The organism is Serratia sp. TSA_130.1, from assembly GCF_052691795.1.
The window spans coordinates 248613-268556 of record NZ_JBQZFS010000007.1 but is presented as its reverse complement, the minus strand read 5'-3'; the positions used below and the strand labels follow the sequence as shown (position 1 = coordinate 268556).

Annotated in this window: 24 protein-coding genes; 17 read left to right on the top strand and 7 right to left on the bottom strand. The window is 58.1% G+C overall.

What is annotated here, in order from left to right:
• Window positions 1-4 precede the first annotated feature (4 nt).
• A complete protein-coding gene (locus ACUTQY_RS21525) occupies window positions 5-697 on the bottom strand; it encodes a B3/B4 domain-containing protein (protein ID WP_046687610.1) in 693 nt (230 codons plus the stop codon).
• A gap of 43 nt (window positions 698-740) precedes the next feature.
• On the opposite strand from ACUTQY_RS21525, the gene ACUTQY_RS21520 reads away from it, so the two are divergent.
• The 3 genes from ACUTQY_RS21520 (at window position 741) to ACUTQY_RS21510 (ending at window position 2381) form a co-directional block, all read left to right on the top strand.
• A complete protein-coding gene (locus ACUTQY_RS21520; protein WP_046687611.1) occupies window positions 741-1343 on the top strand; it encodes an XRE family transcriptional regulator in 603 nt (200 codons plus the stop codon).
• Between the two features lie 43 nt (window positions 1344-1386).
• Window positions 1387-1839, top strand: coding sequence for a GNAT family N-acetyltransferase (locus ACUTQY_RS21515; protein ID WP_046687612.1), 453 nt, complete (start codon window positions 1387-1389; stop codon window positions 1837-1839).
• A gap of 113 nt (window positions 1840-1952) precedes the next feature.
• A complete protein-coding gene (locus tag ACUTQY_RS21510; protein ID WP_046687613.1) occupies window positions 1953-2381 on the top strand; it encodes a TOBE domain-containing protein in 429 nt (142 codons plus the stop codon).
• Between the two features lie 36 nt (window positions 2382-2417).
• Here ACUTQY_RS21510 and ACUTQY_RS21505 read toward each other — a convergent pair whose 3' ends face one another.
• The gene (locus tag ACUTQY_RS21505) at window positions 2418-3035 is read right to left on the bottom strand and encodes a LysE family translocator (protein WP_046687614.1); all 618 of its coding nucleotides are present in this window, start codon (window positions 3033-3035) and stop codon (window positions 2418-2420) included.
• Window positions 3036-3236: 201 nt separating this feature from the next.
• Between ACUTQY_RS21505 and ACUTQY_RS21500 the strand changes: the two genes are divergently transcribed.
• A complete protein-coding gene (locus ACUTQY_RS21500; RefSeq protein WP_033644014.1) occupies window positions 3237-3698 on the top strand; it encodes an Lrp/AsnC family transcriptional regulator in 462 nt (153 codons plus the stop codon).
• A gap of 36 nt (window positions 3699-3734) precedes the next feature.
• Here the strand turns inward: ACUTQY_RS21500 and ACUTQY_RS21495 are convergent, their stop codons facing one another.
• Window positions 3735-4943: an NAD(P)/FAD-dependent oxidoreductase gene (locus tag ACUTQY_RS21495; protein ID WP_046687615.1), complete on the bottom strand. Its 1209-nt coding sequence runs from the start codon at window positions 4941-4943 to the stop codon at window positions 3735-3737.
• A 160-nt stretch (window positions 4944-5103) separates the two neighbouring features.
• Window positions 5104-5643, bottom strand: a complete 540-nt coding sequence (locus ACUTQY_RS21490) for an RrF2 family transcriptional regulator (protein ID WP_046687616.1) — start codon at window positions 5641-5643, stop codon at window positions 5104-5106.
• A 340-nt stretch (window positions 5644-5983) separates the two neighbouring features.
• Here ACUTQY_RS21490 and ACUTQY_RS21485 point away from each other — a divergent pair, with 340 nt between their 5' ends.
• The 4 genes from ACUTQY_RS21485 to ACUTQY_RS21470 all read left to right on the top strand — a co-directional run bounded on the left by ACUTQY_RS21485 (window position 5984) and on the right by ACUTQY_RS21470 (window position 8811).
• Window positions 5984-7453: a beta-barrel assembly-enhancing protease gene (locus ACUTQY_RS21485; protein WP_033651532.1), complete on the top strand. Its 1470-nt coding sequence runs from the start codon at window positions 5984-5986 to the stop codon at window positions 7451-7453.
• 20 nt (window positions 7454-7473) lie between these two features.
• Entirely contained in the window at window positions 7474-7827 is a 354-nt protein-coding gene (gene arsC / locus ACUTQY_RS21480) for an arsenate reductase (glutaredoxin) (protein ID WP_033644018.1), read from the top strand.
• Window positions 7828-8027: 200 nt separating this feature from the next.
• Window positions 8028-8258 (top strand): hypothetical protein, encoded by a 231-nt coding sequence (locus tag ACUTQY_RS21475; RefSeq protein ID WP_033644019.1) that lies wholly within the window; start codon window positions 8028-8030, stop codon window positions 8256-8258.
• A gap of 13 nt (window positions 8259-8271) precedes the next feature.
• A complete protein-coding gene (locus ACUTQY_RS21470; protein WP_033644020.1) occupies window positions 8272-8811 on the top strand; it encodes a helix-turn-helix transcriptional regulator in 540 nt (179 codons plus the stop codon).
• Between the two features lie 13 nt (window positions 8812-8824).
• Here ACUTQY_RS21470 and hda read toward each other — a convergent pair whose 3' ends face one another.
• Complete coding sequence (hda, locus tag ACUTQY_RS21465) at window positions 8825-9526, bottom strand: DnaA inactivator Hda (protein ID WP_025159568.1); 702 nt, start codon at window positions 9524-9526, stop codon at window positions 8825-8827.
• 272 nt (window positions 9527-9798) lie between these two features.
• Between hda and ACUTQY_RS21460 the strand changes: the two genes are divergently transcribed.
• A complete protein-coding gene (locus ACUTQY_RS21460) occupies window positions 9799-10314 on the top strand; it encodes a hypothetical protein (RefSeq protein ID WP_016926729.1) in 516 nt (171 codons plus the stop codon).
• A 33-nt stretch (window positions 10315-10347) separates the two neighbouring features.
• On the top strand, window positions 10348-10596 hold the full coding sequence (locus ACUTQY_RS21455) for a GlsB/YeaQ/YmgE family stress response membrane protein (RefSeq protein WP_016926728.1): 249 nt from the start codon (window positions 10348-10350) through the stop codon (window positions 10594-10596).
• Between the two features lie 47 nt (window positions 10597-10643).
• Here the strand turns inward: ACUTQY_RS21455 and uraA are convergent, their stop codons facing one another.
• Together uraA and upp are read right to left on the bottom strand one after the other, a co-directional pair.
• Window positions 10644-11933, bottom strand: coding sequence for a uracil permease (gene uraA / locus ACUTQY_RS21450; RefSeq protein WP_046687617.1), 1290 nt, complete (start codon window positions 11931-11933; stop codon window positions 10644-10646).
• Window positions 11934-12009: 76 nt separating this feature from the next.
• Window positions 12010-12636 (bottom strand): uracil phosphoribosyltransferase, encoded by a 627-nt coding sequence (upp, locus tag ACUTQY_RS21445; RefSeq protein WP_004941642.1) that lies wholly within the window; start codon window positions 12634-12636, stop codon window positions 12010-12012.
• Between the two features lie 255 nt (window positions 12637-12891).
• On the opposite strand from upp, the gene purM reads away from it, so the two are divergent.
• The 7 genes from purM (at window position 12892) to ACUTQY_RS21410 (ending at window position 19936) form a co-directional block, all read left to right on the top strand.
• Window positions 12892-13929 carry a phosphoribosylformylglycinamidine cyclo-ligase gene (purM, locus tag ACUTQY_RS21440; protein WP_025303843.1) on the top strand — a complete coding sequence of 346 codons (1038 nt, stop codon included), beginning with the start codon at window positions 12892-12894 and terminating at the stop codon, window positions 13927-13929.
• Window positions 13929-14567 carry a phosphoribosylglycinamide formyltransferase gene (purN, locus tag ACUTQY_RS21435; protein WP_033644022.1) on the top strand — a complete coding sequence of 213 codons (639 nt, stop codon included), beginning with the start codon at window positions 13929-13931 and terminating at the stop codon, window positions 14565-14567. Before purM ends, purN begins: the two co-directional genes overlap by 1 nt.
• Window positions 14568-15292: 725 nt before the next feature.
• Entirely contained in the window at window positions 15293-15535 is a 243-nt protein-coding gene (locus ACUTQY_RS21430) for a hypothetical protein (protein WP_127897176.1), read from the top strand.
• A gap of 72 nt (window positions 15536-15607) precedes the next feature.
• Window positions 15608-16618, top strand: coding sequence for an ABC transporter ATP-binding protein (locus tag ACUTQY_RS21425; protein ID WP_052133767.1), 1011 nt, complete (start codon window positions 15608-15610; stop codon window positions 16616-16618).
• Window position 16619: 1 nt separating this feature from the next.
• Entirely contained in the window at window positions 16620-17675 is a 1056-nt protein-coding gene (locus ACUTQY_RS21420) for an ABC transporter permease (protein ID WP_046687618.1), read from the top strand.
• Between the two features lie 19 nt (window positions 17676-17694).
• Window positions 17695-18603 (top strand): thiopeptide-type bacteriocin biosynthesis protein, encoded by a 909-nt coding sequence (locus tag ACUTQY_RS21415; RefSeq protein ID WP_072055843.1) that lies wholly within the window; start codon window positions 17695-17697, stop codon window positions 18601-18603.
• A complete protein-coding gene (locus ACUTQY_RS21410) occupies window positions 18590-19936 on the top strand; it encodes a YcaO-like family protein (protein ID WP_050594440.1) in 1347 nt (448 codons plus the stop codon). The genes ACUTQY_RS21415 and ACUTQY_RS21410 overlap by 14 nt, the downstream gene beginning before the upstream one ends.
• Window positions 19937-19944 lie beyond the last annotated feature (8 nt).

The following is a 19944-nucleotide window of genomic DNA, read 5'->3' as shown; positions in this document are numbered from 1 at the left end:
CCGGTTACGAGGTGCAGCCGATGAGCCGTTGCTCTATCGCAACGCCGGGCATCATTTGTCGTAAACCGGCAATCAATTCGTCGCCCGCCGCATGCAGCGCCGCCAACGGCATTGCCGGCAGGCTCTCCAGGATGAACCACATCCGTTCGGCCTCGGCGCTCAGCCGGGTTCTGACGCCCTGACGCCAGTTCCAGCGGCGGCAGGTCACGCCGCGATCGTCGCGCCAGACCACCTCCCCCGCCTCCGGCGATTCATGGATCACCGCACCCTCCTTGACGGTATCGAACAGCTCACTGCCTTCCGCGACGATCAGCCGCGGCTCGCCGACATAAGCCGCGATATTCTCGCCCCCCACCGGCACCGCATAACGAATGCTGACGGCGTTGTAGAGATCGACCACCGGATCGATGCTGGGCATCGTGCCGTCGCGCAGCGCGCGCTTGCGCAAGGCATCGGCGGAACAGGGCGTACGCTTGGGTTTGGCGCCAAACCGCATGAAGACATCGCGCCAGGCCGAGAGATGCGCCTCAGCCCAGGGCGCGTCCTCCTCGCCGAGGGCGCGACAGGCCTGCGCCAACGCCAGCGCCCCCACGTCCGGGTTGGTTATGGGAGCCGCGGCCACGGTAATGCTTAACGCCCGGAATCCGGGCGCCAGCGCAGCGACGGCCGGATCGATTGACGGATCGACTAAAATCATTGAATAATCCTATACTGACCATTTTATTCCATAATATTGACCGATGAGCGAAAAAGTCAACAGACCGACCGAGTTCGGCGCCGACGTGCAAACCGTCAGCGAAGCGGTGTCACACCGCATCAAACAGCAGCGAAAAAGCCAAAAGCTGTCGCTGGACGAACTGTCGCGCCGGGCGGGCGTCAGCAAGGGCATGCTGGTGGAGATCGAGAAAGGCAGCGCCAATCCCAGCATCGCCATCCTGTGCAAACTCGCGGCAGCGCTGGGCCTGTCGGTGGCGGACATCGTCAACGTGACCCGCGCACCCGCCGCCTACCTGATTGAAAGCCAAGACATTCCCACGCTGTGGCACGGCGATCGCGGCGGCTCGGCCCGCTTGCTGGCAGGCACCCGCGGCCCGAATATGATAGAACTGTGGCGCTGGGAAATGGCGCCGGGGGAAGCCTATGCATCGGGCGGCCATCCAGCGGGCACCTTCGAGCTGCTGCACGTTGAACAAGGCGTCTTGAGCCTTGCCGTCGAACAAACCGAGCTCAGGATTACGCCAGGCTGTTCGGCGGTCGCCAGAACGGACGGCCCGCACCGTTACGCCAACGAGGGCGAAGACACGCTGATTTTCACCATGACGGTCGCCGAACTGCACGCCTGAACGGCGGCCCAGACCTTAACGCTTGCACAGGAGAAGAGCCCTCATGACAATCCCTGCCCCACTGGAGTGGCGGCGTGCTGACTATCTCGTCAGCACCGAGCCCAGCCTGCTGGATATTGACGCCATTCATGCATTTCTGACCCGTTCGTCATGGGCGGAGGGCATTGATAAAGAGACCGTTCGCCAGTCCCTCGCCCACAGCCTGTGCTTCGGTTTGTATCACGGCACCAGACAAATCGGTTTCGCCCGGCTGGTCACCGATTACGCCACCTTCGGCTATCTGTGCGACGTTTACGTGCTGGAGGCGCATCAAAAAGGCGGGCTGGGCCTGTGGCTGGCGGAATGTTGCCAGGCCCATCCGCTGATGGCGACGCTGCGGCGAGTCATGCTGGTCACCAGCACCGCCCCTTGGCTCTATGAAAAAGTGGGCTATAGCGCTATTAACCGTCCCGATTTTGTCTGGCAGATCGCCCGGCCGGACATCTATCGGCGTTAATTTTTAAGTAAGCTCTCTCTGTTCACACTCTTTCCCCGCGGTATTGGCAATCGCGGCGGTTAGGGTGCATGCTGGCGAAAAATTTTACCGTTTGCCCCTTTCAAGGAGAATCTATGCCCGTTTCAGCCCGTAACCAATTCACCGGTACCGTGTCCGCCGTCGCCAAAGGCGCCGTCAATGACGAAGTGGAGATCGCATTGCAGGGCGGTGAAAAACTGGTGGCTATCGTCACGGTACAAAGCCAACAGTCGCTGGGGTTAACCATCGGTAAAGAGGCCGTCGCGCTGATTAAAGCGCCGTGGGTGATCCTGGCAACAGAGGATTGCGGTTTGCGTTTTTCCGCCCGCAACCAGTTTGCCGGGGAAGTGATTGCGGTTGAGCACGGCGCAGTCAACAGCACCGTACACCTCAAAGCGGATGCCGGTTTTGTGCTGACGTCGGTGATCACCAATGAAAGCCTGCAGGAGATGGCGCTGAAGAACGGTTCGCGCGCCATTGCCCTGATCAAAGCCTCATCGGTGCTGCTCGCCGTCAAAGCCTGATACCGCCAGGCCCGCACAAGCGGGCCTTTCGAACCACTATTTCAGCGCCTGCTCGGCCAGCAGCCCGAGGGCGATGACGATCATCGCCGCGCCGGAGATGCGCCCCACCACCTTCGCAGCCTGCGGGCGCGTGCGCAGCACCGACTGCGAACCGAATCCCACCAGCAGATACACCAGGCCGCAGCTGATCAAATGCACCACGCCCAACGCCAGCATCTGCATCGGCACCGACCATTCGGCCCGGGCGTCGGTAAACTGCGGCAGCAGCGCCAGAAACAGCAGAAACACCTTGGGGTTCAGCCCGCTGACGCACACGCCCTTGCCGGCCCAGCGCAGCCAGGAATCGGAACACTGATCTTCGCCGGCGCCGGGCACCGGCGGGTGCAGCAGCATATTGAAACCGATCCACAGCAGGTAAGCCGCCCCCAGCAAGGTAAGCGCCGTCAGCGCCAGCGGGTTGCCGACCAGCAGCGCGCCGACGCCCGCCACCACGATCGCAATCATCAGCAGGTGGCCAAACAGCAAGCCGGCGACGGCAGGCACCACTACCCGCCCGCGAATGCCCGCCGAGATCACATAGGCCCAATCCATACCCGGCGTGATCACCAACAAAATCGACACCGCCCAAAAAGCGGCGAACAGAGCGAGCGTCATGCCGGCGCCCTCTCAAACGCGCCGCGCCATTCCGAACAAAGAACCATTGCGCTTTCCTCTTGGAACTTGGAAGAAGAACGGCCTCCGCCTGCCGCGGCGGCCGTCAAAACCGTTCAACAGATGGCAAGAATATCCTCAAGGCGTTAAAATGTGCTTTCAATTACTTGCCTGAAACCGGCATAAGCGGGGAAATTTTTCCAAATGGATAAGATTGATCGCAAGATTCTTGCTGAACTGCAGGCCGACGGGCGTTTGTCGGTGACCGAGCTGGCCGAGCGGATCGGTTTGAGCGTGTCCCCCTGCCACCGCCGGGTGCGCGCATTAGAGGAGTCCGGGGTGATCAGGGGTTACCGCGCCCAGCTCGATCCCGGCAGCCTGGGCTATAACTTTTCCGCCCTGGTGTTCGTCACCATGCGCGAAGGCGATCGCCGCGCCGTTGAAACCTTCGAAAACGCCATGGTGGACATTCCCCAGGTGGTGCAGGCGCAGCGGCTGTTTGGCGATCCGGACTATCTGCTGCACGTGATCGCCCGCGATCTGCCCGCCTTCCAGCAGCTTTACGACGAGAAGCTCTCCGCTCTGCCGGGCGTGCAGCGCCTGAGCTCCACGCTGGTGATGAAAACCGTGGTGCCGGAGCGCTCGTTCCTGCCGCTGGGCCAATGACGACGGGAGCGTTGCCGCTCCCGTTTTCTCTTTTCTTTAAGGCACAATCACGAAATCCGGATTGGCGACGGCAAACAGCGCCTCGCGATCCGCCGCCGGTGGGTAAATCCACTGCGTGTTGATCTCCTGCTTAATCTTTTTGCCTTCCTGACGGGTAAAGCGCACCTGGCGCTGCCAGCCTTCGGTATACAGCGCGCCCCAGGGGCCCAGATCCAGACAGGTCACATACTTCGGCTGGCTATACGGGTGCGTCGGCAACCCGACTAACTCCGCCGCCGCATTGTGACCGGCAACGCGGCCGAGGCTCATCGCATGCTGGCAGGTCATCAGATTGTGGTTACCGAGATCGTCGGTCGCCGCTTTCACCGTATCGCCGGTCACGAAAATGCCCGCCGCCGCCGGCGCGCGCAGGAAGGCGTCGCCGATCACTCGGCCATTAGCGTCACGTTCGCCGGGGATTTGCTCGGTCAGCGGATGCGCACGCACGCCTGCCGCCAAGATCACCGTGTTGGCGGCGATGCGCTCACCGTTCGACAGCATCACCCCCTCGGCATCGATAGCCGAAACGCGCAGGCCGGCTCGCGCTTCCACGCCGCACTCCGCCAGCGCCTGGCGAATCACCGTCCCCGGCTCCGCGCCCATTCCTGCGCCCACTTCCGGGGCGCTATCGACGATCACCACGCGCACATTCTCGTTTTGCCCCAGCGCATCGCGCAGCCGCTGCGGCATCTCCGCGGCACTCTCCAGCCCGGTCAGCCCCGCTCCCACCACCACGGCAGTGTTGCGCGCCGGCGTTGACGGTTTGGCCGCCAGCGCTTTGATATGAGCGCCCAAGCGCTGTGCGCTTTCCAGCGTATCGACGTTGAAACCGTATTCGGCAAAGCCCGGCACCGCAGGCACGGAAAGCCGACTGCCGGTGGCCCACACCAAACGATCGTAGGCCAACTCAAGGGGTTCCCCCACCGCCGGCGCCACCCTGAGCATTTTGGCGGCGGCGTCGATACGTTCCACCGTCCCGGCCAGGTGCCGTGCACCGACGGCGGTGAGCTGCGCGGAAATGTCGGGGTTCATGTTGTCCAGCACCGCTTCATACAGGCGTGGCCGGATGGTGACCGTTGGCGTCGGCGAAACCATCAGCACCTCGATGTCGTCATGCTTACCGGCAAGGGTAATGGCGCGCATGGCGGACACGGCGGCCCAAAAACCGGCAAAACCGGAACCGGCAATCACTATTTTCTGCGTCATGGGATGACTCCTTCATACAGGGTTAACCGGGCGACAAGGCTGCCCGCAGTTTTTTCGGATGAACGATGCCGTTCCGCTCCCGTAACAGGGTGCAGAAGGCCCGCCCGCCCCTTCCGAAGAGGCGGGAAAAAGTGTGTTTCGCTTTAAGGAAAGGCGGCGATTAGGACTTGGCGCGCGCCGTTTTGCCGCTGCGCGCGGTGCGTTCCGTCATGCGCTCGTCGAGCCAGAGGTTGACCTCACCGAAGAAGCCCTGCGGCGCCTTGCGGCCAAAGCGGGCGGCGACGGCGCCGAGGGTCTGCGCCGCCAGCGCATCGCGCATCGCCTTCTCCGCCTGCAGCATCACCGCATGGATAGCGCATTTGCCGGAGATCGCCCAATCCGGCGGGGAGTCATCGAACACCGCACAGCGCCCGCGCACCTCCTGGCAATCGAACAGCGGCTTGTGCCCCTCGATGGCGTCGATGATTGCCAGAAAACTGATCTCGTCCGCCGGGCGGGCCAGCCGGTAACCGCCTCGCACCCCTTCACTGGCGGCGACGATGCCCGCCTTTTCCAGCTTGGGGAAAATCTTGGCCAGAAAGCTGGGGGAGATCCCTTGCAGTTCGGCGAGTTCGCGGCTGCTGAGCGCGCGCTGGTTATCGCCGACCAGCCACAGCAGGCAGTGGATGCCATATTCAACGCTGGTTGTGATGTACGCCATATGTCCGTTTTTGACCGTCAGTAAACCTTCAATAACGCAGACTATATGAGTCTGCGTTTATCTTGTCAATAAAACACAGACTAACTTTATCCGCGTTTTATTGAAGTTCCGTCTCGCTCCCGACGGAGAAAACGCCCTTCGAAATGAAAAATAAAACTTTTTTGCCCTATTCGCCCCCGGCTAACGTTTCCTTGTCGCCTGCCGCTGACTATGATGTGATGATTGCCGTCGCGGCGGTTTGTGATCCGCCGCACTTTCACGCGGATCGCGCCGTGGGAATAAAGAACTCTTGTCTGCTGCTGACGTCTTAGAAATGATTATTTAAGGGAAACGCCTGACTATGACCAACCGGTTGACCAAAACCGCGTTAGCGGTGCTGTTGCTCGGCACGTTGAACGCCACCGCCCTGGCGCCAGCACAGGCGGAAAGCCAGGACCAGTTGCCGGATATGGGCACCTCCGCCGGCGGCACCCTGAGCATCGGACAAGAGCTGGCGATGGGCGACTTCTACGTGCGCCAACTGCGCGCCAGCGCCCCGCTGATCAACGATCCGCTACTGAGTCAATACATCAACCAACTGGGCAACCGGCTGGTGGCCAGCGCCTATTCGGTGCGCACGCCGTTCCATTTCTATCTGGTGCGCAACGACGAAATCAACGCCTTCGCCTTCTTCGGCGGCAACGTGGTGCTGCATTCCGCCCTGTTCCGCGTCAGCGACAACGAAAGCCAGCTGGCCTCGGTGCTGGCGCACGAAATCTCGCACGTCACCCAGCGCCACCTGGCGCGCGCAATGGAAGATCAGCAACGCAACGCCCCGTTGACCTGGGTGGGCGCGCTTGGTTCCATCCTGCTGGCGATGGCCAACCCGACCATGGGCATGGCGGCGCTGAGCGGTACCATGGCCGGCACCCAGCAGGGCATGATCAGCTTTACCCAATCGAACGAACAGGAAGCCGATCGCATCGGCATTCAGGTGCTGCAGCGCGCCGGTTTCGATCCGGAAGCGATGCCCGACTTCCTGCAGAAACTCTCGGATCAGTCGCGTTACGCCTCCAAGCCGCCGGAAATGCTGCTGACGCACCCGCTGCCGGACAGCCGTCTCTCCGACGCACGCAACCGCGCCAACCAGATGCAGAAACACATCGTGCAGTCTTCGCAGGATTACCTGATGGCCAAGGTGCGCGCACTGGGCATGTACAGCTCGGAAGGCTATGGCCTGAATGAAGAGCTGCTCGGCTCGCTCAGCAAGGGGAACGTGCGCGAACAGGCGGCCGCCAAATACGGCCGCGCCATCCTGTTCTATGAAGCGAAAAAATACGACGACGCGCGCAACATCATTCAACCGATGCTGGCGCAGGATGCGAAAAACGTCTGGCTGATTGACCTGATGACCGATATCGATCTCGGCCAGAAACGCGCGCCGCAGGCCATCGCCCGCCTGCAGGCGGCCAACGCCGCCCAGAACAACAACCCGGTGCTGCAACTCAACCTGGCCAACGCCTATGTCGAAGGCAACCAGCCGGCGCAGGCGTCGAAGATCCTGAACCGCTACACCTTTGCCCATCCGGACGATCCGAACGGCTGGGATCTGCTGGCGCAGGCCAGCGCCGCTCAGGGGCTGCGCGATGAAGAGCTGTCGGCCCGCGCCGAAAGCCTGGCGCTGAACGGCCGGCTCGATCAGGCTATCGGCCTGCTCAGCAATGCCAGCTCGCTGCAGAAACTCGGCAGCCTGAAACAGGCGCGCTACGATGCGCGCATCGACCAGCTGCGCCAACTGCAACAGCGCTTCCGCCAATACCAGCGCAGCTGATTAAACAAGGAATGAACGCCATGAAAAACGTCACGATTTACCACAACCCGCGCTGCTCCAAGAGCCGTGAAACCCTGGCGCTGCTGGAACAGCACGGCGTCGATCCCAAGGTGGTGCTGTACCTCGAAACGCCCCCTACGGTCGATGAGCTGAAAAAGCTGTTGAAGGAACTGGGCTTCACATCGGCGCGCGAGCTGATGCGCAAAAAAGAAGATCTGTACAAGGAATTGAAGCTGGCGGACGAAAGCCTGAGCGAAGAGCAACTGTTGGCGGCAATGACGGCGAACCCGAAACTGATCGAACGCCCGATCGTGGTGAAAGGCAGCAAGGCGCGCATCGGCCGGCCGCCGGAGCAGGTGCTGGAGATTTTGTAATCGTCCGGCAAATCTCTTATTGAACCGCAAAATACCAATAGCCCTGAACAGGGCTATTTTTAATTAATTGTTATATAAATACTTTTCATCATCACAGTCTTCTTCCGCTGCTATGCTGCGCAAACGCCAAATCTCTCGGTGAAACAGCCGTTGACAATCGTCAACACCCCACCTACCCTGATCGCATCACTGGACGAGCGATGAAAAAACACCCAGACAAGCACATTCAGGCGGCATTAGCTTACGCCCTTTCTCAGGGTTGGCATTTTCGGCCCAGCAAGGGGCACGCATTTGGCCGACTACATTGCGCCTTTGCCGGGCATCAAGAACATATGATGAGCATCTGGAGCACGCCAAAAAACCCAGAGGTACATGCCAAACAGATTCGGCGCAAAGTCGATCACTGCCTGGCGCTGTCGCAGAAAAAATAACCGGAGAATCACCATGACGCTCTATCATTTCTCATTGACGCTGGATGGGGTCACCGCCGATACCGCCGGGCTGGAAGATGCGCTGTATGCGGCGGGATGCGATGACGCGCTGATCTGTTTCTACGGTAAAGCCGTTTACCTGGAGTTCGATCGAGAAAGCGATAACTTTGCGCACGCGATTTGCAGCGCCATCAGCGATATTGAATCCGCAAATATCGGCGCCAAGGTGATATCGGTGGACTCCAGTCTGGTGGGATTAAGCGATATTGCCGAGCTCACCGAACTGTCGCGTCAGGCGATCGCCATGCTAAAAGACGGAACTCGCGGCCCCGGCGGCTTCCCTTCCCCCATTCAACGGCTCGGCGGCGCCTCACCGCTGTGGCGCTGGGCTGACGTGGCGGCCTGGTTGGCACAGCAGGGGAAAATCGACCCACGGCTTGCAGACAATGCGCAGTGTCTGGAACATATCAATCTCGCTTTGCAACTGCGAAACGATCGGCAACGCCAGCAGGTTGAGCACTACTGCTCCCTGCTGGAACACGCGGAAAAATAGGCAGATTAGCCCGTTACAGCCCCAGGATCTCTTTAACGAACGGGATGGTGAGCTTGCGTTGGGCGGTGATCGAGGCGCGATCGAGTTGATCGAGGGTCATAAACAGCGTGCGCATCTCGCGATCCAGCCGTTTCAACAGGAAGCGGCCCACGTCTTCCGGCAGCTCGAAGCCGCGCAGTTTGCCGCGCAGCTGCAGCGCCAGCAGTTTCTCTTCGTCCGACAGCGGCTGCAGCTTGTAGATCTGCCCCCAGTCCAGGCGCGAAGCCAGATCCGGTAAACGCAGGTTCAGCTGACGCGGCGGACGATCCCCGGTGATAAACAAACGGGTGCGGCCGGTTTCCAGGATGCGGTTGTAGAGGTTGAAGATCGCCATCTCCCACTCTTCGTCGCCGGCGATGCATTCGATATTGTCGATGCAGACCAGCGCCAGCTGCTCCATGCCGTCCAACACTTCAGGCACGAAGTAGGCGCGCTTGTCGAGCGGCACATAGCCCACCGCTTCGCCTTTCTGCGAAAGCTCGGCGCAGGCCGCATGCAGCAGATGGCTGCGCCCGCCGCCTTCACGCGACCAGAAATAGATATAGCTGCCATGTTCCTGACGGACGGCGGATTGGATCGCGGCTAATAGGGATGGGTTCTCGCCCGGATAAAAACTGGCGAAAGTTTCATCATCGGGAAGATAAAGTGGCAGTGAAAGCTGTGCCGGCGTATTCAGAGAAGCACCTCAACCAAAACTGGCAGAAAAACGTGGGCAGTTTAACACAGAAAACGGGCGCTGTTGAACCGGCAGGATCTTATGCCGCAATAGTGAACAATGCCTAAGCGCCGCTTGATCGGCGGCGGCACCCGCCGAGGCAAGAATTATCCGATATCATTCCCTAACTCCATGCCTGCGCAGGTTAAATTTGTAATTTAAGTAAAATCTGACCTAGTATAGGTAGGCTAAATGCAATCACCATCAACAAGGTTTCTGCAAGGATATAGACGATGAAAGTATGGAATAAAGTGCTGTTGGCCTCCTTTATCGGGTTGTTGGTTGCCGGCTGTGATGACTCGTCCAAGGTTGACGCCAACCTGGATAAAGCCAAAGACAGCGCCGAGCAGATGAAAGACGCCGCCCAGAAAAAAGCGGACGATCTGACGGACAAAGCGAAAGCGACGGCGGATGAAATCAAAAAAGAGGCCGCCACTCAGGCGGATCAGCTGAAAGACAAAGCTTCGGCGATTAAAGAAGACGCCGCCAAGCAGGCTGACGCCATCACCAACGACGCCAAGGCCAAAGCCGCCGCGATCAAAGACGACGCAGGCAAACAGAGCCAGCAGTTGGTGGATCAGGCCAAGGCCATCAAAAACGACGCCATCAACGGCGCCAACGATCTGACCGAACAGGCCAAGGCGAAGACCGAAGCCATCAAGAACAGCGCCGAAAACAAAGCGCAAGAGTTGAAACAAGAGACCGATGCGGCGGTGAACGGCAATACTCAGCCGGCCACCCAGCAGTAAGCTATTCTCAGCCACAAAAGAAAGGAGCAGTAAATGGGGATTATTTCCTGGATTATCTTCGGCCTGATCGCCGGTATTTTGGCTAAGTGGATCATGCCCGGCAAAGACGGCGGCGGCTTTATTCTGACCGTCGTGCTGGGGATCATCGGCGCCGTGGTCGGCGGCTATATCAGCACCTTCTTCGGCTACGGCAAGGTTGACGGCTTCAACTTCGGCAGCTTCGTGGTGGCGGTTATCGGCGCCATCGTGGTGCTGTTCGTGTACCGCAAAATTCGCAGCTAAGGCGAATGCCATAAGTCAAAAGGGCAGCCCCTGGGCTGCCCTTTTCGTTACTTCTGCTCCGCCGATTCGTCCGGCGCGTCAAGCACCTCTTCTTCCTTGCGGAACAGGCTGATGGCCTTGAACAGCAGGCTCAGGCCGATCCCCACGATGGTCGCCAGCGCCATGCCTTTCAGCTCCGCCGCGCCGATGTGCACCTTGGCGCCGCTCACGCCGATGATCAGGATCACCGAGGTCAAAATCAGGTTCTGCGCTTTGTTGTAATCCACTTTGGATTCGATCAGCACGCGAATGCCCGAAGCGCCGATCACACCGTACAGCAGCAGCGAAACGCCGCCCATCACCGGCACCGGCACCGCCTGGATCGCCGCCGCCAGCTTACCGATGCAGGACAACAGGATCGCCAGCACCGCCGCGCCGCCGATCACCCAGGTGCTGTAGACCTTGGTGATGGCCATCACGCCGATGTTCTCGCCGTAGGTGGTGTTCGGCGTGGAGCCGAAGAAGCCGGAGAATACCGTCGAGATGCCGTTGGCGAACATCGAGCGGTGCAGGCCCGGATCGCGGATCAGGTCTTTTTTTACGATGTTGGCGGTCACCACCAGGTGGCCGACGTGCTCGGCGATCACCACCAGCGCCGCCGGCAGAATGGTGAAGATGGCGAACCACTCAAAGCGCGGGGTGTAGAAGGTCGGCAGCGCGAACCAGTGCGCCTCGCGGATCGGCGTCAAATCCACCACGCCCATGAAGAACGACAGCGCATAGCCCACCAGCACGCCGATCAGGATCGGGATAATCGCCAGGAAGCCGCGGAACAGTACTGAACCGAGCACCGTGACCGCCAGCGTCACCAGCGAAATGGTGATGGTGGTCGAGTCGGCGCTGGCGCCTTCCGCCGGCAGCAGCCCCGCCATATTGGCCGCCACGCCCGCCAACTCCAGGCCGATGACGGCGACGATCGCCCCCATCGCCGCCGGCGGGAACATCACGTCCAGCCAGCCGGTGCCGGCCTTTTTCACGATCAGCGCCACCAGGCAGAACAGCACGCCGCACATGATGAAACCGCCCAACGCCACTTCGTAACCGAGCGGCAACAGCAGCAACACCGGCGAGATAAACGCGAAGCTGGAACCGAGGTAGGCCGGGATCTTGCCTTTACAGATGAACAGATACAGCAGCGTGCCGATGCCGTTGAACAACAGCACGGTCGCCGGGTTGATCTTGAACAGGATAGGCACCAGCACGGTGGCGCCAAACATGGCGAACAGGTGCTGGAAGCTGAGCGGAATGGTCTGGAGCAGCGGCGGGCGCTCGCTGACGCCGATGGCGCGACGGGTCATGTGTGCTTTTCCTCGGTTTATTGGTTTTATAGGTTTTAGTCAAAAAAAAGCCGACTCGTTAAGTCGGCTCAAATGTTTACTTAGTACCAAATATCTTGTCGCCCGCATCGCCCAGGCCAGGCACGATATAGCCCTTGTCGTTCAGACACTGATCGATGGAGGCAGTGTACAGCTCAACGTCCGGATGCGCTTTCTCCAGCGCGGCGATGCCTTCCGGCGCCGCGACCAGGACCAGCACCTTGATGCTGTGGCAGCCGGCTTTCTTCAGCAGATCGATAGTGGCGATCATCGAACCGCCGGTGGCCAGCATCGGGTCGACGACCAGCGCCATGCGCTCTTCGATGTTGGAAACCAGCTTCTGGAAGTACGGCACCGGCTCCAGGGTTTCTTCGTCGCGGTATACGCCCACCACGCTGATGCGCGCGCTCGGCACGTGCTCCAGCACCCCTTCCATCATGCCCAGGCCTGCGCGCAGGATTGGCACTACGGTAATCTTTTTCCCTTTGATCTGATCCACTTCAACTGGCCCGCACCAGCCTTCGATGGTGACTTTTTCCGTCTCCAGATCGGCGGTCGCTTCATAGGTCAGTAAACTACCCACTTCTGAGGCCAGCTCACGGAAGCGTTTGGTGCTGATGTCATTTTCGCGCATCAGGCCAAGCTTGTGTTTTACCAGCGGGTGTTTCACCTCAACGATCTTCATCATTTTTCTCCTATTAAGGTGGTTGCGGCCAAAAAAATCGCGGGATTATACCTCCTTTTTTTCGCCGCGCCACCCACAATAGCCCGATCGGGATCAACAAAAGTTTGAATATCAGTATAGATGACGAAAAAGCGGAGCCGGTTCACAAGCCGCTCGCAAACGTTTGCCTGCGCTGTTAGAATTGCCGCGCCTTATTCCGGAATCAACATCGGAAGCACAGTTTTCAAACCGCAAATCGTCGTGGGGAATCGCGCAGTGACCGACAAAACCTCTCTCAGCTATAAAGACGCAGGTGTCGATATCGATGCAGGCAACGCATTGGTAGATCGCATCAAAGGTGTAGTTAAACAGACCCGTCGCCCGGAAGTGATGGGCGGTCTGGGCGGGTTTGGCGCCCTGTGTGCGTTGCCGCAGAAATACCGCGAGCCGGTGCTGGTTTCCGGTACCGACGGCGTGGGCACCAAGCTGCGTCTGGCGATGGATCTGAAACGCCACGACACCATCGGCATCGATCTGGTGGCGATGTGCGTCAACGATCTGGTGGTTCAGGGCGCCGAGCCGCTGTTCTTCCTCGACTACTACGCGACCGGCAAGCTGGATGTGGACACCGCGGCCAGCGTGATCACCGGCATCGCCGAGGGCTGCAAACAGTCCGGCTGTGCGCTGGTGGGCGGCGAAACCGCTGAAATGCCGGGCATGTACCACGGCGAAGACTACGACGTGGCCGGTTTCTGCGTCGGCGTGGTCGAAAAATCCGAGATCATTGACGGCAGCAAAGTGCAGTCCGGCGATGCGCTGATCGCCCTGGGCGCTTCCGGCCCGCACTCCAACGGCTACTCGCTGGTGCGCAAAATCCTGGAAGTGAGCAACACCGATCCGACCGCCACTCAGTTGGAAGGCAAACCGCTGGCCGACCACCTGCTGGCACCGACCAAGATTTACGTGAAGTCCGTGCTGGAGCTGATCGAGAAGGCTGACGTACACGCCATCGCTCACCTCACCGGCGGCGGCTTCTGGGAAAACATTCCACGCGTGCTGCCGGAAGGCATGCAAGCGGTGATCGACGAAGCCAGCTGGCAGTGGCCGGCGGTGTTCACCTGGCTGCAGCAGGCCGGTAACGTCAGCCGTCATGAAATGTATCGCACCTTCAACTGCGGCGTAGGCATGGTCATCGCCCTGCCGGAAGCCGAAGTGGAAGCGGCCATCGCGCTGCTGACCGCGGCAGGTGAAAAAGCGTGGAAAATCGGTAAACTGACCGCCTCTTCCGACGAACAACAAGTGGTCATCAACTGATGAAAAAGATCGTGGTGTTGGTCTCCGGCCAGGGGAGCAATCTCCAGGCGCTGATTGACGCCTGCCAGCAGGGTCGCATCGCCGCCGAAATCGTGGCGGTGTTCAGCAACAAGGCGCAGGCATATGGCCTGCAACGCGCCGAAGCGGCGGGCATCGCCGCCCAGGCGCTGGATGCCAAGGCCTACGCCGATCGCACGGCGTTCGACGCCGCATTGGCGGACGCCATCGACCAGTACCAGCCCGATCTGGTGGTGCTGGCCGGCTACATGCGCATCCTCAGCCCGCAGTTCGTGCAGCGCTATGCCGGCCGCATGCTGAACATTCACCCTTCCCTGCTGCCGAAATACCCGGGGCTGCATACTCACCGTCAGGCCATCGACAACGGCGACAGCGAACACGGCACCTCGGTGCACTTCGTGACCGAACAGCTCGACGGCGGCCCGGTGATTTTACAAGCCAAGGTGCCGATTTTCGCTGACGACGAGGAGGATGACGTGGTTGAACGGGTGCAAACCCAGGAACACACGATCTATCCACTGGTGGTGAGCTGGTTCGTCGACGGCCGCCTGGCGATGCGCGACGGCGCCGCCTGGCTGGACGGTGAACGCCTGCCGGCGCAGGGCCACGCCGCCGACTGATGCGCGCAGCCTGAACCTTGCCTAAACGGCGCCCACGCGGCGCCGTTTTTTTTCGCTGCCCGCCGCGATGGTTCCAAAAGGCTCGCTGCGCCGTGGCCAAACTGCCCGCTTTAGGGCCAACCCCGTCGTGAGCGCGTCCCAGTATGTCGCATCAATGCCCCGCCCGGAACGGAACGCATCACGGACGCCAAGCCAACTGTGGTTCCGCGCGCAATAATCCTTGTCAAAAAATAAAACCATTATAATACTTTCTACCCTAAACAATATTGGGTGAAATTTTTCAAAAAAGAATATATTTATCCCTTATACATAGTTTTAAATTAAATAAATTAACGTCAACCCCATGATTATTGTGAGCTTCGTTGCAATAACAGAAAACACTCCTGTCAATTGTAATGATGTGTTGCCGTTCTATTACAAGTATGTAAGAGTGTGTCTAACACGATAACTTAACATTACGTACATAGGATTCCTTTCATATTCGCAAGCGCCAGTCATATATGACGCCTTCAAATGCAAATAATTCAATATGAAAGAATTCAGTATCGCCGCTGCTTATTTTTATATAATTAGCGCGATATTAAAATTGATTTTTATTTTTCAGATAAATATTTAATGGGGAATATCCCATTGAGATGAATTCGTTTGAATATATTTCAACGATATGCAGCAGCTCGAATCATGTTATAGCTAACTCATCAATAAACTGATTAATAAGGATATTTATGCTTAATCATACCTCTCTGACTCGTCAATCCCACCGTTTCGATATTGTTCTCGACTCGCCTTCCATGCCCTCTGACGGCATTGATTTATTAGTCGAAGAACTGCCTGAAACGCTGCACTTTGCCAGCGATTGCGCCTCAACCGGCAGCAGCGTCAGCACCGCCTCTACAGCGGGCTGCGGCTGCATTGCAACGGCGAGCTGCATCGGCACAATGGGCAGCGTTACCAGTAGCGGCAGCTAAATCATTACCCACAACCGGTACAAGATACTGTGCCAGTTAGTTATCTGAAACTCTACTCACTGGCTTTAAACAATGAGCACGTACACTGACGCCACTTTAGATTTCGACAGCAGTCATAAGCCAACCCTGGATATATCCTGGGATCGCCAACGGCCGCTATTAGAGGTCGAGTCACTGAATAAGTTTTATGGTGACACGCAAGTTCTTCATGACATCTCGCTGCAAATCAAGCCGGGAGAAATCATTGGATTGGTCGGACCTAACGGTGCCGGAAAAACGACGCTCATGGAAACCTTGTACGGAGGACAGCCCTTTGAAGCCGGCTTGGTGCGTTTATTTGGCGAAGACGTTCGACAAGGGCTTAATCACGTCATCAAGCAACAGTTAGGCGTCGTTCCGCAATCCTTTAGTTTGCCTTCGCTGCTGCGCGTTGAAGAGATCATTTCGCTCTATCAGGTACTTTATACGGATGCGTTGTCGGTTAAGCAGTTATTGGACATTGTGGCGCTAAAAGCGCAGCGTAAAATGCGTTTCTCGCGGCTTTCAGGGGGGCAAAAAAGACGTTTGGTGTTGGCGCTGGCATTGGCCGGCAAACCCAAGCTTCTTTTGCTGGATGAACCCACCAGCGATCTTGACCCGCAAAGCCGACGCTATATTTGGCGGCACATTATTGCGAATTCTCGTCAATCTGGCACGGGCGTATTGATCGCCACTCACCAAATGGATGAGGCGGAGAATTTATGCGACCGGGTGATGATCATCAACCACGGCCGGTTGCTGGAGAATGCCAGCCCACAACAGCTTATTGAGCGTTATTGTCCTGGGCATCATATCCGATTCTCAGTGCCGTTGACGTCGGTTGACGAGTTCCTCGCGCTCTTCCCTGAGGCGACGCAGGAAAGCGATGAACATGATCAAACCTTCCGCCGCCTACATATTCCCACCCAAGAATTGGCACAGGTGTTACCGCAAGTGATTGCGTTATCACAACGATTGGGTTGTGAACCCGAACAAATGCAGGTAAGCAAAAACACCCTCGAGGATGTGTTCATTCATCTGACAGGCGAAGCATTAAGGGATTAACATGAGCCATAGCTGGCAGATTTATCGGCGCTTCTTCGGCGCCAACACCAAAGAATATTTACGCGATCCGCTATCAACCTTATTTTCTCTTGTATTGCCGTTATTTTTCATCTTTACCTTTGGCATAACGGCAAAAATTATTAATGGCAATCATCAACCGTTCTCCATGCAGGTGAGCGTTGTCGGAGACACGCCGGAAACAGAGGCTCTCTGGCTTAAATTGAACAATTATCCTGGCCTGGCCGTCCAGCGCCAGCTTCGAAGCGATCCGGAAGCGCTGGTGCGCGCGAATGAAGTGAACGCGGCGGTGAGTTGGGATGCAGTACAACAACGCCCTGCGATCACCACGACGGAATCCATGAGCTCCATCGCTCAACTGGTTTCCGCCGCACTCAATCAGCAACCGGCCGACGCCCAGCAGCCGATACGCTTCATTACGCTGAAAACTGAGCGTTTCAACTATTTTAGTTTTATCTTCCCGTCCTTGCTGACGCTAGCCCTGTTGCAAGTCGCCTTATTTGGCACGGCGACGCCGCTGATCGCCGCGCGAGAAAAAGGCACTTACCGCTATTACGGCGTCATTCCGTTGCCACGCTGGATTCTGCTCGCATCACAGGTCAGCGTCCGCCTGGTGATATCACTGGTTCAGATCGCCCTGTTAATGCTCATTAGCAGTCTGGTCTTTGGCTTTACCCTTGAGCATCCCCTGCTGTTTATCGTGCTGCTCGTCGCCAGCGCACTGTTGCTGGTGAGCTTTGGGTATGCGCTGGCCGGCTTATTCCGCACGAATACCGTCGCGACAATCGCCCTGACCTTACTCAACTTTTGGTGCATGTGTTTCGGGCAATTGTTCCTCGATCTGAGCGCATTCCCGCCACTCAAATGGTTAATTTTGACGACGCCGGTCGGTTTTGTCGCCGATGCACTGCGATACGCCATGAATGGCAGCGAAGGCGTATTCCCCTTCTTCATTAACTGTATCGGCATGGCGATATGGGGTGTGATCACGCTGTTTGTCGGCGTTAAGTGGTTCCTTTTCCAGCCAAAACAATCTTAAAAAAAACAGGTACGCAAAGATGAAAAACAGATCGGCATCTTGGCATTTTTACAAGCTGTATATCGGTAGCCATCATGATGGAATGGACTTTCTGATCACCCAGGGATTGACCCAAGCACTGGCGTACACTCCTGATTCTCCTTGGTTCTTCTTACGTTATATCGATGAAAAAGGATTACATTTACGCGTTCGTTTTCTGCTGCAGGAAAAGGACAGCCAGCGCCTGGAAACCGCCATTTACGCTGCGCTGCATGATGCGCTGAATAGCCTGCCGCTGCGCCCGGCCAACCTGTGGACGCCATTGGTCAGCTTCCGCGGCAACACGCCGTTTCCCGCGCATGAACTCCCGGTCCATTGCGAACGCGCGGAATATGAGCCGGAAACGGACGTCTACGGGGGCGAAACGGGCATTGGCATCGCCGAAGCGCTGTTTCACCAATCCAGTGACATTGCCCGTGCCATATTGCAGGCCGAGGCAGGCGGCGGCATGACGCGCAAAGAGTTTGCGTTGCCTCTGATGCTGGCCATGTTGGAAACGTTCATTCCTGTTGCCCGGCGTTCCGCCTTCCTTGAAAGCTTCTCGACTTTCTGGCTGGCGGGCTCTGCGGATATCGGAATGATCAAAAACAGCTTTACCGATCGCGCATGGGAACTGATTGATGAAAACTCGGTTCTTCTGTCGCCGCAGATACGGCAAGACGCGCAAAGCGCCGAACTGGTGGATCGCTGGCAGTCTGCGCTAGACCAGACCCGGCGTAACTATGAACGCCATTGCGAACGATACAGTGACGGCCTCGCGAAAAATCTGGCATTCCAATTCATGCACCTAATGAACAATCGCCTTGGCTTAAGCACGCTGGATGAAGCCTGGCTGGCCGTGTTGCTAAGCAAAAGCCTGGAAAGCGGAGTTATTCATGCATCATCATAACTTTGCCGTTTCCGCGTCCATGCGCCAGAAATATCCGTTCATGTCGCTGCTCTCGCCGCTGACGGGCGTTGTCGGCAGCGTCTACCCGTTGGAACCGCAGGAGATGCATATCCCCCGCTTTTCGTCGGTTCTGGCCAGCCTGGGCAATCTGTCAATGCCATATCCCCATATCATTGACAATAAAGGCAACGACCTGCAAAAAATCGCGCTTGCCGGCTGCGGCGCCGATGAACACGTCGATATGGCGATCGTCCGCGCTGTCGCCGAAGCGGCAGAGCGATACGCCACCTGCGTCTACCATCCTCGCGATGTTTCGGTCGCCAGCTTCCGCGAACTCGGGGCTGACGGTTTGGCGGCCGACAGCCTGCCCCGTTGCAGCGAGGAGGAGCTCGCCGATCCGCTCTGCCCGGTCAAACCCATTGATGACGCCCAGCCGTTGCGCTGGGTGGAAGGTTACTCGTTGACGGACTCCCGCCCGCGCAAGATCCCGTTGATCATGTCGCATCTGTATGTGCGGCCCTGGGAAAGCGAGCGTTTCTGGTTGCCGATATCGACAGGCGTCGCGGCGCACACCGACCTCACCACCGCCACGGTAACCGCGATCAATGAAGTCATCGAACGCGATGCGATTGCCCTTACCTGGCTATTGCAAATGCCTTTAGCGCGCATCCGCTTCGATGAACCGGTACCGGATAGATTACAAGACAAGTTTTCACGCCTGGCGGCCAGTGGGCTGGAACAGCTGTTCTTCGATGCCACTACCGACATCGGCTGCCCGACAATCTACGGATTGCAGCTGCGCGACGGGCATCCGACCTCGGCCCAGTTCGTCAACTGCTCTACGGGGTTCGATCCCTGGGGCAGCTGCGGCAAGATTATCCGAGAAAGCGCCATGGGGCGTTCGGTACTCGAACATCAACTGCCGGTGCCGGACGATATACGCGATTTTATCGCTCTCGAACATGGCGCCATCTTCATGGGGCGAGCCGAACAGCGCTCCGCATTCGATTTTCTCACCGCCAGCGAGCGGCAGATGCCGATTAGCCGCCTGCAGGCCGGGCAACCGCAAACGCCGGCAGCACAGCTGAAAAAATTGGTGGCGCGTTTTCGTCAACTCAAGATGGACGTCGTGATAGCGGACATGACGACGGATGAACTGCGCGATGCCGGTTTACATGTGGTGCGCGCTGTCATCCCCGCCCTTTTGCCCATGACGGCATGCTATCGCGCCCGCTATCTCGGGCATCCGCGCCTACGGGAACAGCAGCAACGGTTGAGTGAACAATTAGGCAAAGCCGCCACGATAAATCCGTGGCCGCAACCTTTTGCCTGAAGGAGAGT